The organism is Streptomyces sp. NPDC059649 (assembly GCF_042734445.1).
GTDB lineage: Bacteria > Actinomycetota > Actinomycetes > Streptomycetales > Streptomycetaceae > Streptomyces.
Genome location: NZ_JBHWDV010000005.1, coordinates 1 through 13,743 on the forward strand (window position 1 = coordinate 1; position 13,743 = coordinate 13,743).

A 13,743-nucleotide genomic window follows, 5' to 3' on the forward strand; every position below is an offset into this window, starting at 1 on the left:
GGAGGGGTGCGGGCCCTTCCCCGCCCGCCGCGCGTCCAGGGGTGCGCTCAGCGGCCCCAGTGCGGGCCCTGGGGGTCCTGCGGGTGCTGGGGTCCCTGCGGGCGCCGGGGGCCGGGCGGGAAGTGCCGGGCCGGGTCGGTCGGGAAGTGCGCGACCGAGCCCTGCGGGTCGTACGGGGCGGCCGCCGGGCCGGGGAAGCCCAGCGGGTCGGCGGGGCCCACCGGCTCCTGGTCGCCCGGCGACGGGTACCCGGCGTCCGCCGGCTCCTCCGCGTCGTCCTCGATGTTGTCCCAGTCGATCTCCACCGTGTTGCGCCGGGTGAAGACGTTGAAGAGCAGGTTCAGCAGGATCGCGGTCAGACCGCCCAGCGTGATCCCGCTGTTGAGAACGGCCCGGAGACCGTCCGGCATCCGGTCGAAGAACGGGGCGACGGCGGTCGGCAGCATCGCGGCGCCGAGGCTGACCGCCAGGATCAGCGCATTGCGCTCCTCGCGCAGGTCCGCCTTGCCGAGGATCTGGATGCCGACGGTGGCGACCATGCCGAACATGGAGATCGCCGCACCGCCGAGGACCGGATGCGGGATCGCGGCGACCAGGCTGCCGACCTTCGGCAGCAGTCCCAGGGCGATCATGAAGACACCGGCCGCGACCACGACGAACCGGCTCATGATCTTGGACATCCGCACCAGACCGATGTTCTCGGCGAACGCCACGTAGGGGAAGGAATTGAAAATGCCGCCGAGAAGGGTCGCGACACCGTCCGCGCGCAGTGCCCGGGCGACCGTGTCGTTGTCCACCCGCTTCCGGGTGATCTCCCCGATGGCATAGACGTCACCGGTGGTTTCCACCATCGTGATCAGCATGACGACGACCATCGCGATGATGGGGAACGGCTCGAACTTCGGCAGTCCGTAGTGGAAGGGCGTGCTGACCCCGAACCAGTCGGCATTCTGCACCCCGCTGAAATCCACATCACCGAAGGCCCAGGCGACCGCGGTACCGCCGACGAGGCCGAGCAGCACGGCGAGGCTGCTCAGGTACGGCTTGCCGATCCGGACCACGGCGAGGATGAACAGCAGGGTGCCCAGCGCGTATCCGAGGTTCTTCAGGTCGCCGAATTCCGGCTTACCGATCAGCTGCGCACCGCCGGCCGCGTCCTGCAGGGCCTGCGGTATCAGCGTCATGCCGATGATGGTGAGGATGGTGCCGATCACGACCGGCGGGAAGTACTTCACCAGCTTGCTGAAGAACGGTGCGAAGAGGAAGGTCGCTATGCCCGCGGTGATCACCGCGCCGTAGACGACGAGCAGCCCCGCGGTGCCGCCGCCCGCGCCCTGGCCGATGGCGATCATCGGGGAGACGGCGGTGAAGGTGACGCCCTGGACCAGCGGCATCTTGGCGCCGATCTTCCAGACGCCGAGGGCCTGGATGATCGAGGCGATGCCACAGGTGAACAGGTCCGCGTTGATCAGGTAGACGAGCTGGTCGTGGGAGAGTTTCAGGGCGTTCCCGAGCAGGATCGGGACGATGACCGCGGCCGCGTAGAAGGCGAGGACGTGCTGGAAACCGTAGAGGGTGAGTTTGCCGACGGGGAGCACCTCGTCGACCGGATGCGTTCCCTGGTCCGGGAACTGCGGGGAATACTGTCGGGAGACTCGTGCCATCTCTGCCTTGCCTTCACGAGGTAGGTGAATAAGAAGGACCGGCGCCGTCGCGTCCCGGTGAACGGACGGGCCGGCTGGGTCTTACAAAGCCGACGTTTGACCGGTGTTGCCGACACCACGTAGCCCTGCGCTGCACATTGGTCCTGGTTCGGCAGGACTTCCTTCGATCAGCGCAGCAAAGTCCGGCATTTCCATGGAATTTGCGGGTGGCGACCAATCGGAATCGCTCACCTTAGTTGACCTTCACCCTTCCTCGCGAGTAACCGGCGGCGTTCGCTCGCATAAAGCACCGATAAAGGTTGCCTTCGCGGCCATAAAACCGGATCACTGCGTGAATTCCCGTTTTGGGTGGCGGTCTTGCGGGGCTTTTGTCGGTGATGGCGGCGATATGGGAAGAGAGCGGCGGAGGTGCGCGGACGGGCGCGGCCCGGGCCGTCGCCGTAAAATTCTGGTATGGCTGAGCGGCCGGAGACGCCCACCGCGCCCGAGCTCGTCGTCGAGTCCGACGGCGGCACCCAGGTCATGAATCCCGGCCGGGTCTACCACGTGGGACGGGACCCGCAGAGCGAGGTCGTGCTGAGCGACGCCCGGGTCTCCTGGCACCACGCGGTGCTGCGGGCCGAGGCCGGCCACTGGACGGTGCGGGACGAGGGCAGTACGAACGGCACCTTCGCGGACGGGCGGCGGGTCCAGGAGTCCGGGGTCGGGCCGGGCAGCGTGATCCGGTTCGGGAACCCGGCCGACGGGCCCTGCGCGGTGCTCTCCCAGGTGCCCCGTCCGGAGCCGGTCGGGCGGCCGTCCGCGGTCTCGCACCCCGCCGGCACCCACACCTTCCGCAGCCCCAGTTCCGTACGGCCGATCCCGGCCGCCCGGACCACCCGGATCGGCCGCGCGCCCGACAACGACCTGGTCGTCGACGACCTGTCGGTCTCCCGCCGGCACGCCGAGCTGCGGGCCGGCCCCGAAGGCTTCGAGATCATCGACCTGGGCAGCCACAACGGCACCTACCTCAACGGCCAGCCGGTCGACCGGGCCCCGCTGATCCCCGGCGACATCGTCGGCATCGGCCACTCCGCGTTCGCGCTGGTCGGCGACGAACTGCAAGAGTTCATCGACACCGGCGAGGTCTCACTGGACGTCCAGGACCTGACCGTCCGGGTCGACGGTGGCCACCGGACGGAGAAGACGCTGCTGGACCGGGTGTCCTTCCCGGTCGGTGAGAAGACGCTGCTCGCCGTGGTCGGCCCGAGCGGCGCGGGCAAGTCGACGCTGCTCAACGCGCTGACCGGCCTGCGTCCCGCGGACGACGGCACGGTCCTCTACGACGGCCGCGACCTCTACCGCGACTACGCCGAGCTGCGCCAGCGCATCGGGCTGGTGCCCCAGGACGACATCCTGCACCTGCAGCTGACCGTGCGCCGGGCGCTCGGTTACGCCGCACAGCTGCGCTTCCCCGAGGACACCGCGAGGGCCGAACGGCAGGCCCGGGTGGCGGAGGTGATCCACGAACTGGGCCTGGACGCCCGGGTGGACCAGCCGATCCACAGCCTGTCGGGCGGACAGCGCAAGCGGGTCAGCGTGGCCCTGGAGCTGCTCACCAAGCCGTCGCTGCTCTTCCTCGACGAGCCGACCTCCGGGCTCGACCCCGGGATGGACCGGTCGGTGATGCACATGCTGCGCGGCCTGGCGGACGACGGCCGTACGGTCATCGTCGTCACCCACAGCGTGCTCAGCCTGGACGTCTGCGACCGGCTGCTGGTCCTGGCACCGGGCGGCACCATCGCGTACTACGGGCCGCCGGAGGAGGCGCTGCAGTACTTCGGGTTCAGCCAGTGGCCGGAGGCGTTCGAGGCCTTCGAGAACGAACGGGAAAGGGACTGGGCGGGCACCTACCGGGCCTCGCCGCAGCACCGGCGCTACATCGCGATGGACACCCACCAGCCGCCGCGCGTCCCGGAGGCGCCGGCCGGGTCGGTGGCCGCGCACAAACCACAGAGCTGGGGCGCCCAGCTGCGCACGCTGGTGCGCCGGTACGCGGCGGCGCTGACCGCGGACCGGACCTTCCTGATCATCATGGTGGCGCTGCCGTTCGTGATGGGCGCGATGGCGCACGCCCTGGCCGGGTCCGCGCTCACGCCGGACAGCGCGCTCAACGCCCTGCTGATCCTGTGCGTCGGGGCGGTGCTTACCGGCGCCGCCAACGCGGTGCGCGAACTGGTCAAGGAACGGACGATCTACCAACGGGAGAGAGCCGTCGGCCTGTCCCGCTCGGCGTACCTGATGTCCAAGGTGCTGGTGCTCGGGCTGATCACGGTCGTCCAGGCGGTGGTGCTGACGCTGGTCGCACTGACCGGGGTCAAACTGAACGTGCCGGGCGGAAAAGGGGTGTTGCTGCCCGCCCTGGTCGAAATCATCCTCGCCGTGGCGCTGTTGGCGTTCACCGCGATGATGCTCGGCCTGGTGGTGTCCGCGCTGGTGCGCAAGGAGGAGGTGACCATGCCGCTGCTGGTCCTCCTCGCGATCGTCCAGGTCGTGTTCTGCGGTGCGCTGCTGAAGTTGAACGGCGTGCCGGGGCTGGAGCAGCTGGCGTGGCTGGTGCCCTCGCGGTGGGCGCTGGGTGCCATGGCGGGCACCATCGACCTGCACCGGCTGATTCCGGACAACCTCACCGCGGACCCGCTGTTCCGGCACACCGCGGGGATCTGGCTGCTCGACATGGGCATGATGGTCGTGCTCTCGCTGGTCGCGGGCTTCGTGGTCACCCGGCTGCTGCGGCGGCACGAACCCGAGATCATGCGCGAGTAGCAGCGAGGAGCCGCCTGTGACCGCCCCCGCGTTCCTCCCCAGTCATGTCGTCCCACCGGAGGGTATGGCGACCTGGTCGGCCCCGGACGCCACCATGCCCAGCGCGCCGCTCGATCCGCTGCTGCCGGTCCAGGTCCTGGAGCGGCGCGGCGACTGGGCACTGGCCCTGTGTTCCAACGGCTGGTCGGCCTGGGTGGACGGGCGGCTGCTGCTGTCGATCCCGCGCGATCCGCCGTCCGCCGCGCAGCCCGCCGCCCGGACCGCGGACCCGCGGCCGCTGCTGGGCGCGGCGGAGGGCGCGCTGGTGCACTACCGGCGGCTGGTCGAGGAGCTGGCGGCCGGTCAGCTGGACGGCGAATCGTTCACCGAGCGGACCCGGGGCCAACGGATCGGGGTGGTCGTGGACGGCGACGCGATCTGGCTGTACGACGCCCGGCACGAGCGGTGGTGCTACTGCGACGGGGTGTCGTTGCAGACGTACGCGGTGGGGGCCCGGCCGTCGTCGCAGGGCAGCGCGGACGACACACCGGCCACCTCCCAGTCGGCCACTCCCCCGCCGGGTGAGTACCTGTGAACGGCGCACCGGACGAGCGGGACCGGTCGCGCACCACGGCGCCCGACTCGTCGGGGCTGCGCGGGCGCCGGATCGCCGAGTACCTGCTGCAGGACGAGATCGGCCGGGGCGGCATGGCGGTGGTCTACCGGGCGGAGGACCTGCGGCTGGGCCGGACCGTGGCGGTGAAGCTGCTGGCGCCCGAGCTCGCCCGCAACGACAGCTTCCGGCAGCGGTTCGCGCACGAGTCGCGGGTGGCCGCGGCGATCGACCATCCGCACATCGTGCCGGTCTTCGAGGCCGGCGAGACCGAGGGCATGCTCTACATCGCCATGCGGTACGTCCAGGGCAAGGACCTGGCGGCGCTGCTGGCCCGGGAGGGGCCGCTCTCGTTGGAGACCACGTGCCGGATCGCGCTGCAGGTGGCCTCCGCGCTGGACGCGGCGCATGCGCACGACCTGGTGCACCGGGACGTCAAACCGGGCAACATCCTGATCGCCGAGGGGACCGACAGCGACCGCCCCGAGCACGCCTATCTGACCGACTTCGGGCTGACGAAGAAGTCGCTGTCGCTGACCGGGCTCACCAGGGTCGGCCAGTTCGTCGGCACGCTGGACTACGTGGCGCCCGAGCAGATCTCGGGCCGGCCGGTGGACGGCCGGTGCGACGTCTACAGCCTGGCCTGTGTGGTCTTCGAGATGCTGACCGGGGCGCCGCCGTTCCGGCGGGAGGACGACATGGCGCTGCTGTGGGCCCACATGAACGCCGCGCCGCCGGTCCTCACCACCCTGCGGCCGGATCTGCCGCCGGCCGTCGACCCGGTCTTCACCCGCTCGCTGGCCAAGGCGCCGGACGACCGGTACGAGACCTGCCGGGGCTTCGTGGCGGCGGTGCGCGCGGCCGGGCGGACGGAACCGGCGGCACCGCAAGCTCCGCAGGACCATCCGCCGACAGTGATCTCCCGGCAGACCGGGGACACCGCGACCGACGGCCCGCCTTTGGACCGGGACACCCGGCACCCGCCGCCCCCGCCGCGCTGGGCGGCCCCGGTGTTCCGGGGCCGGACGCACTGAGGCCCGACCCCTCGCACAGGCCTCAGCGGCCTGCCGGGCGGCGGCCCGGGCCGTTGTTCCGTACCTCGCCGCGGTGTCGTACGCCCCGGGCCAGCAGGCTGCCGAGGAAGCCGGTGACCAGCCCCCAGGCGGCGCCCACCCCCACCAGCCGGAGGAGCTGGGGCTGCAGGGTGACCTCGCCGCCCAGGTTGCCGCCGAGGTCGCCGATGCCGATCAGGGAGAGCCCGTAGTGGGCGTAGATCCGGGTGAGCATGCCGACGACGAACAGGGTCAGCGCGAGCGCCACCGCCAGGTCCACGGCGTGCCGCCAGGCCGGCAGCCGGGCCGGCGAGCGGACCGCGGCCAGGAACGCGGCGGTCAGCAGGACCACGGCCGCGATCACCGGCAGCCACCAGGCGCGGCCGTCCTGTTCGGCGAGCGAGCCGAGGTCGAGGGTGCCCTGCTCGTGGGTGCGCAGTACCCGGTCCAGGACCTGCGGCAGGGGCAGCCCGATCGCTTTGTCGATATGCCCGGTCCAGCCGCCGCCGGTCCCGATGCCGAGCGCCATCCAGGCGAGGTTGGGCAGCCCGAGGAAGACCACCGCGAGGGTGTCCGCCGGATGGTCGCCGGTGATCAGCTCGATGAGGGCGACGACCAGCGCGATCGCCACGTAGACCAGCAGGGTCAGCACCATGGCGAAGGCGGGCGGCCGGAGCGAGTCCTGATGGTGCAGCAGCCGGGCGGAGAGCGGGGCGCGGCGGGAGACCAGGAAGGTCAGCGCGAGCACCGCCAGCACCCACAACAGGCCGAAGCCCAGCGTCGCGCCGAGGTCGGGGCGGAAGCCGACGGTGGGGGTGGTGCCCAGTTCGGCGCCGATCTCGTCGGCGAGCTCGTTGCCCACCGAGATCTGGAAGCTGTGCCGGGCCGCGAGCGCGATCAGCAGCAACAGGACCAGCCAGCACACGGCCGTACGGGCGACCCGGGCGAGCAGTTCCGCGGTGCCGGCCACCGCCCGGTGACGCAGCGGCAGCAGGAAGACGGCGGCGGTCACCAGCGCACCGGCCAGCGTCACCGACAGCGGTACGACGTCGAGCGCGGCGGCCGCCTCGGCGATGATCCCGGCGTCACCGGTCAGGCCGACCGAGCCGCCGGCGGCGACCACGACGGTGGCCGCGACCACCGAGGGGAACGCACCGCCCGGCAGGTTCGTGGCGCCGGCCGCCCACAGGCCGAGCGCGGCGACCACGATCATGGTCACGAGGCCGGCCGCGGCCGTACCGAGGGCCTGCGCCCAGGCCCGGAGGGCGGGCGGTACGCCGCCGGGGCGGACCGGTCCGGGACCGGCCGGAGCGGGGCCTCGGATCTGGCTCACGCGGTGCCTCCTCGCCTTCCCCGGCATCCAGTGATCGCGACAACTGCCGCAATTACCTCATCAGTCGAACGTGCCCGCCACCGTAGGCAAGCCCCCGTGGGACCGCCGTCACCCCTGAGCACGCGGGTCTGAGCACGCCTGCGTCGCCCGGCTTGCGGACGGCGGCGATCTGAGGCAGACAATTGCCTATAAGGGGAATAAAAAGCACCACATCCGCATGGCCGGATGGCCCTGTGCCGGAAGAGGGACCCGTGACATCTTCACCGCCGCCCGACAGTCACCCCACGGGGCCGCCCACGGGCCCCCTCTCGGGCCGGCCGTCCGGGCCCTCGCACGAACCGACACAGGTGGGCTCCGGAGCCTGGCGCCCGCAACCGCAACCGCAACCCAGCGGGCCGGAAGGGCCGAGGCCCCCGGGCGACCGCGGCGGGGGCGGCGGCTGGGGCGGCGGAGCCGGGGGCGGCGGCCCCTGGTGGCGCTCCGCGCCCCGCATCGCCATCGTGGCTGCCGCCGTCGTCGCGGCGGTGATCATCACGCTCGTGCTCACCCGGCCGGGCGGCGGCTCCGCCTCGGCCGAGCTGTTCGCCGAACCGGCCGGCGCGACCGGCCAGAACCCCGTCACCAAGTCCACGGCGAACGAGTCCGGTGCGGCCCCTTCGGCCCGCCCCGTGAAGCCCTCCCAAGGCACCAACGCCCGGATCGCCGGCTCGATGCCGGGCCTCTACGGCGGGACCGAGCACACCGCGAGCTGCGACGTCGAGAAGCAGATCAAGTACCTGCAGGACCAGCCGGCGAAACGGCAGGCGTTCGCCGAGGTGCTGAACAAGGCGCCCGGTGACGTCCCGTCGTACCTGCGGTCGATGACGCCGGTACAGCTGGGTTACGACACCCGGGTCACCAACCACGGCTACAAGGACGGCAAGGCGTACCCCTTCCAGTCGGTCCTGCAGGCCGGCACCGCCGTCCTGGTCGACAGTTACGGGGTCCCGCGGGTGCGCTGCAAGTGCGGCAATCCGCTGACCGAGCCGGAGGCGCTGGCCAAGGGCGCCAAGACGACCGGCGAGACCTGGCCCGGCTACCAGGCGACCAACGCGGTCGTCGTCAAGCCCGCCAAGTCCGAGGTCCAGGAATTCACCCTGCGGAACCCGAAGACCGGCCAGTGGTTCAAGCGGCCGAGGGGCGACACCGGCGCGGCCGGTGACCACTCGTCGGCCCCGCCGGAGGAGACGCCCAGCGGTCCCCCGGCCTCGATGGGCCCGTACGGACCGCCCTCGCCGGGCGAGACCGCACCGGGTTCCCCGACGACGGAACCGGGCACGCCGCCCTCCGGTGGTTCGTCCCCGCCGGAGAGCAGCACCGGTGGTGGCTCCAGCTCCGAGGGCGGGACGACGCCCGAGACACCGAGCACCCCCGGTGAGGGCACGACCGGCGGCGAATCGTCCACGGGCGGCGAGTCGCCCGGCGGCTCCACCCCGGGTGGTTCCACAACGGGCGGTTCCTCCACCGGTGGCGGATCGTCGGGAAGCGGGTCCCAACCGGGCGGTGGCGGGGAGACCCCGGCCCCGGCCAGCTGACGCGGCCACCGCACACCACTCGCTGCGGCCACCGCACACCGCGCGATATCGAACCGTGTCCTGAAATTACGGCGCGACGGACAACCTCCACAGCGGACACACCCTCTGCATAGGCGGCGGGTGCATGGGCAGCCTTGACGGTTCCCCCCTTCCCAGGGCCGGGCCCCGCCACTGTCAGCGTTCTGCTTTGGAGGGACCCCCGTGCACGCCGCACTCCGTCGCCACCCCGCCCGGTTGATACCCGTCCTCGCAGCGGCGGGCGGTCTGCTGACCGCGTGCGGCGGCGGCGCCGGCTCGACCAAGGCCGACGAACCGCCGGCCAAGGTGACCGTCACACCGGCCGCGGGCAGCAAGGCGGCCAAGCTCGGCTCGGCGATATCCGTACGGGCCGCCGGCGGCAAGCTCACCTCGGTCGACGTCAAGGACGACAAGGGCGGCACGGTCGACGGCCGGATGTCCGGTGACGGCACGTCATGGACCTCCGACGGCAAGGTCAGGCCGGCGACGACCTACACCGTACGGACCCGGACGACCTCCGACCAGGGCCGGAAGGCCGCGGCCAGCTCGACCTTCACCACCGAGAAGGCCGACAAGATCAACAAGCTGACCAACACCCCGGGCGGCGGCCAGACCGTCGGCACCGGAATGCCGATATCGGTCCTCTTCGACCACCCGATAGCCAAGGACCGGCGCGCCGAGATCGAGAAGGCACTGAAGGTCACCACCCAGCCGAAGGTCACCGGCGCCTGGGGCTGGGTCAAGGACTACTCCGGCAAGGACCGGATCGACTGGCGCCCCAAGGACTACTGGCCGAGCGGCACCAAGGTCTCGGTCAAGGGCGCACTGTCCGGCATCAATTCGGGCGACACCGGCGGCTGGTTCGCCCGCGACTACAACTTCGGCTTCACCATCGGCTCCGACCGCAAGGCCGTCATCGACGTGCCGGGGCACCGCCTGACGATGTACGAGGACGGCAAGAACGTCGGCAGCGTCACCGGCTCGGCCGGCTCCCCGCAGGACCCGACCCGCGGCGGCGTGCACACCGTCCGCAGCAAGAACGCCGCCGAGACGATGGACTCGGCCACCATCGGCCACGGCAGCGAGTGGATGCTGGACTCGCAGTGGGTCACCCACCTCACCGCGTCCGGGACCTTCCTGCACTCCGCCCCGTGGAACAAGTCCATCGGTGTGGTCAACAACAGCCACGGCTGCTTCGGCATGACCACCTCGGACGCCAAGAAGGTCTACGACTTCCTGACCATCGGCTCCACGGTCGAGGTGAAGGGCACCTCCAACCCCAACAAGACCGACGTCGGCAACGGCCTGGAGGTCTGGCAGGAGACCTGGCAGCAGTGGCAGCAGCGGAGCGCCCTGAAGTAGTCACCGAAGATGCGGTGCCTTCCGGCCCCGGCCGGGCCGGAAGGCGGGTCGGTCAGCGGATCCCGTCGGCCGTGCGGCGGTAGGTCGAGCGCCGGTCCTCGATGTCCGGCCAGCGGTCGCCGTAGACGGTGTCCAGGATGCCCGGCTCCCGGAGGAAGTCGTGCGGGAAGCCCAGCGGCACCGCGCTCACCCGGTCGAGCCGGTCCCTGGCGTCCGGGTCCAGCTCCACATCGACGCTGGCGAGGTTGTCGGCGAGCTGGCTCTCCTTGGTGGCGCCGATGATCGGGATGATGTTGCCGGGCCGCCCGCGCAGCCAGGCCAGCGCCACCTGCGCCGGGCTCCAGCCGCCCTGCTCGGCGACCTCCAGCACCGCGCCGATGGTCTCCTCCGCGTTGTGGTCCCGGGCGACCTCGGACTCGACGACGGTGAGCCGGCCCCGCTCGCCGCGGCGGTACTTGCCGGTGAGCTTGCCGGCCGCCAGCGGCGCCCAGGCCAGTACGGCCAGGTCGAAGGCGCGGGCCTGCGGCAGCAGTTCCCGCTCCGGGGTCCGCTCCAGCAGGTTGTAGCGCAGCTGCGAGCCGGCGAAGGCGGTCCAGCCGCGCAGTTCGGCCAGGGTGTTGGCCTGGGCGATCTCCCAGGCCGCCCAGTCGGAGACGCCGACGTAGAGGACCTTGCCGGCCCGCACCGCGTCGTCGAGCGCCCGCATGACCTCCTCGACCGGGGTGAAGTTGTCCCGGGCGTGCACCCACAGCACGTCGAGGTGGTCGGTCCGCAGCCGCGCGAGGCTGTCCTCGACCGAGCGGATCAGGTTCTTGCGGTGATTGCCCGCCGCGTTCGCGTCACCCTTGCGCGTGACGCAGGTGTATTTGCTCGCCAGGACGAAGGCGTCCCGGCGGCCCTCCAGGAGTTCCCCCAGCATCCGCTCGGAGGAGCCCTCGGTGTAGTTGTTGGCGGTGTCGAGGAAGTTGCCGCCGGCGTCGGCGTAGGCGTTCAGGATCCGGGCGCTGGTGTCCTTGGGGGTGCCCCAGCCCCATTCCTCGCCGAACGTCATCGTCCCCAGGCTCAGCTCGCTCACCCGCAGGCCGGTCCTGCCGAACAGTGTGTAGCGCACGTGGTTCCCTTCGGTCCGCTCTGGCCGCTTGTGGTCGCCACGCTAGGAGCTGACGGGCCGTCGGGGGCAGGCCATCGGCGCGTAAGGGCGCGCGTGTCACCGGGCGTCGCCCCGGTGGACGTGCCGTGACGGGGCGCCCGCGCGTGCGGCGGGCGCCCCGTCCGGTGTGCGGTCAGCCGGTGATGAGGGCCGGGTCGCTGACGCCGACCGCGCCGGTCTCGACGTGGCCGGCCAGGCGACGCAGGAACGTACGGTCGGTGTCGGACACCACCGTCAGGTCGTACCAGCGCTTGCTGGCCCGCAGTTCCACGGTGTGCTCGACGGTGGCGCCGGCGCGCACCTTGAACGTCTCCTTGGCGCCGCCGTACGCGTTGGTGACGGTGAGGTGGCAGTCGGCGCTGCCGGCGTTCTTCAGGGTGAGCTTGAGGTTGCCGGTCGCCTTGTCGTGGCGCGCCGTCACCTCGGGACCGGCGGTCCTGCCGGGGCCCTGGAAGGTCCGCAGGAAGCCGTTCGGGCCGAACACCGACAGGTCGTAGGCGTCCTTGGAGTACTTCGTGTTCCAGGTGTCGGAGATCTTCTTGCCCTTCTCCGTGGTGTACGTCCAGGGCCCGTCGGTGCGGTTGCCCGACCGGACGTGGAAGCACGCGCCGGCCGCGTTACCCGCGCTGAAGGTGAGGGTGAACTTCCCTGCCGCCGGGTCGGCGGAGCCGTCCACCAGCGGGGCGTAGGGCAGCGGCCGGGTGGGGCGCGAGCCGGCCTCCTGCTTGGGCAGGGCGGGGTTGGCGGGCGCCTTGGGGACGTAGTCGGGGTGCCGCTGGTTGTCCTTCGGCTGGTAGCCGTCGGTGTCCGGGAGCCGCGCGGGGTCGGTGTCCTTGCCGCGGAAGTCGAAGGCGGAGGTGAGGTCGCCGCAGATCGCGCGCCGCCACGGCGAGATGTTCGGCTCGTGCACGCCGAAGCGCCGCTCCATGAAGCGGATGATCGACGTGTGGTCGAAGACCTCGGAGTTCACGAAGCCGCCGGTGCTCCACGGGGAGACGACGAGCATCGGCACGCGCTGGCCCAGGCCGTAGTGCCCGGCGGAGTAGGACGCGTTGCCCGGGAAGTAGTCCAGGGCGGTGTCCACGGTGGACAGGCCCTGCGACGCGGAGGACGGGACGTACGGCGGAACGACGTGGTCGAAGTAGCCGTCGTTCTCGTCGTAGGTGATGAACAGGGCGGTCTTGCTCCACACCTCGGGGTTGGACGTCAGCGCGTCCAGGACCTGCGAGATGTACCAGGCGCCGTAGTTCACCGGCCAGTTGGGGTGCTCCGAGAATGCCTCGGGGGCGGCGATCCAGGAAACCTGCGGCAGCTTGCCGGCCTTGACATCGGCCTTGAGCCGGTCGAAGTAGCCGTCGCCGGCCTTGGCGTTGGTGCCGGTGCGCGCCTTGTCGTAGAGCGGGTCGCCGGGCTTGGCGTTGCGGTACTGGTTGAAGAAGAGCAGCGAGTTGTCGCCGTAGTTGCCGCGGTAGGCGTCGTCGATCCAGCCCCACCCGCCGGCCGCGTCCAGGCCGTCACCGATGTCCTGGTAAACCTTCCAGGAGACCCCGGCCGTTTCCAGGCGCTCGGCGTAGGTCGTCCAGTCGTACCCGAGTTCCTGGTTCCCCAGGACCGGCCCGCCGCCCTTGCCGTCGTTGCCCACGTGCCCCGACAGCATGTAATAGCGATTGGGGTCGGTGGCACCGATGAACGAGCAGTGGTAGGCGTCGCAGATGGTGAAGGCGTCGGCGAGCGCGTAGTGGAACGGGATGTCCTGCCGCTTGAGGTACGCCATGGTGCGCTCGCTCTTGGCCGGCACCCACTGGTCGTAGGCGCCGTTGTTGAACGCCTTGTGGCCGCCCGCCCAGTCGTGGTCGAGGCCGGCGATGAACTGCATGCCGAGGTCCTCGGCGTCGGGGTGGAAGGGCAGCACCTCCTTGCCGCCGTCGGGCTGGTGCCACACCGGCTTGCCGCTGGACAGCGTCACCGGGCGCGGGTCACCGAAGCCGCGGACGCCCTTCATCGTGCCGAAGTAGTGGTCGAAGGAACGGTTTTCCTGCATGAGCACCACGACGTGCTCGATGTCGTTGATGGAGCCGGAGCGGCGCGTGGCGGGGATGGCAGCGGCGCGGGCGATGCTGCTCGACAGTGCGGAGGCACCCGCGGTGGCGCCGGCGATCTGGAGGAAACGCCGCCGATTGAGTTCAGGCATGA

Annotated in this window: 9 protein-coding genes; 5 read left to right on the plus strand and 4 right to left on the minus strand. The window is 71.2% G+C overall.

The genetic code is table 11. From position 1 onward, the window contains the following. Positions 1-47: 47 nt before the first annotated feature. Positions 48-1,664: a nucleobase:cation symporter-2 family protein gene (locus ACFV1J_RS09720; RefSeq protein WP_385856753.1), complete on the minus strand. Its 1,617-nt coding sequence runs from the start codon at positions 1,662-1,664 to the stop codon at positions 48-50. 453 nt (positions 1,665-2,117) lie between these two features. Between ACFV1J_RS09720 and ACFV1J_RS09725 the strand changes: the two genes are divergently transcribed. From ACFV1J_RS09725 to ACFV1J_RS09735, 3 genes are read left to right on the plus strand one after another with little or no spacing between them, the layout of a single operon-like run. Next, positions 2,118-4,469, plus strand: coding sequence for an FHA domain-containing protein (locus tag ACFV1J_RS09725; RefSeq protein WP_385856754.1), 2,352 nt, complete (start codon positions 2,118-2,120; stop codon positions 4,467-4,469). Positions 4,470-4,485: 16 nt separating this feature from the next. Continuing rightward, the gene (locus tag ACFV1J_RS09730; protein WP_385856755.1) at positions 4,486-5,043 is read left to right on the plus strand and encodes a hypothetical protein; all 558 of its coding nucleotides are present in this window, start codon (positions 4,486-4,488) and stop codon (positions 5,041-5,043) included. After that, positions 5,040-6,095, plus strand: coding sequence for a serine/threonine-protein kinase (locus ACFV1J_RS09735; RefSeq protein WP_385856756.1), 1,056 nt, complete (start codon positions 5,040-5,042; stop codon positions 6,093-6,095). The genes ACFV1J_RS09730 and ACFV1J_RS09735 overlap by 4 nt, the downstream gene beginning before the upstream one ends. A gap of 22 nt (positions 6,096-6,117) precedes the next feature. Here the strand turns inward: ACFV1J_RS09735 and ACFV1J_RS09740 are convergent, their stop codons facing one another. After that, positions 6,118-7,446 (minus strand): streptophobe family protein, encoded by a 1,329-nt coding sequence (locus ACFV1J_RS09740; protein WP_385856757.1) that lies wholly within the window; start codon positions 7,444-7,446, stop codon positions 6,118-6,120. A 500-nt stretch (positions 7,447-7,946) separates the two neighbouring features. On the opposite strand from ACFV1J_RS09740, the gene ACFV1J_RS09745 reads away from it, so the two are divergent. Continuing rightward, a complete protein-coding gene (locus ACFV1J_RS09745) occupies positions 7,947-9,020 on the plus strand; it encodes a DUF6777 domain-containing protein (RefSeq protein ID WP_385856758.1) in 1,074 nt (357 codons plus the stop codon). A 201-nt stretch (positions 9,021-9,221) separates the two neighbouring features. Next, complete coding sequence (locus ACFV1J_RS09750) at positions 9,222-10,400, plus strand: Ig-like domain-containing protein (RefSeq protein WP_385856760.1); 1,179 nt, start codon at positions 9,222-9,224, stop codon at positions 10,398-10,400. Between the two features lie 52 nt (positions 10,401-10,452). Here the strand turns inward: ACFV1J_RS09750 and ACFV1J_RS09755 are convergent, their stop codons facing one another. Beyond that, on the minus strand, positions 10,453-11,511 hold the full coding sequence (locus ACFV1J_RS09755) for an aldo/keto reductase (protein ID WP_385856761.1): 1,059 nt from the start codon (positions 11,509-11,511) through the stop codon (positions 10,453-10,455). Between the two features lie 172 nt (positions 11,512-11,683). Beyond that, positions 11,684-13,741, minus strand: coding sequence for a phosphocholine-specific phospholipase C (locus tag ACFV1J_RS09760; protein WP_385856763.1), 2,058 nt, complete (start codon positions 13,739-13,741; stop codon positions 11,684-11,686). Positions 13,742-13,743: the final 2 nt, after the last annotated feature.

Excerpts from the sequence above, each read along its gene's own strand:
- ACFV1J_RS09720 (WP_385856753.1), bottom strand. The coding sequence starts at position 1,664 with ATGGCACGAGTCTCCCGACAGTATTCCCCGCAGTTCCCGGACCAGGGA.
- ACFV1J_RS09725 (WP_385856754.1), top strand. The coding sequence starts at position 2,118 with ATGGCTGAGCGGCCGGAGACGCCCACCGCGCCCGAGCTCGTCGTCGAG.
- ACFV1J_RS09760 (WP_385856763.1), bottom strand. The coding sequence starts at position 13,741 with ATGCCTGAACTCAATCGGCGGCGTTTCCTCCAGATCGCCGGCGCCACC.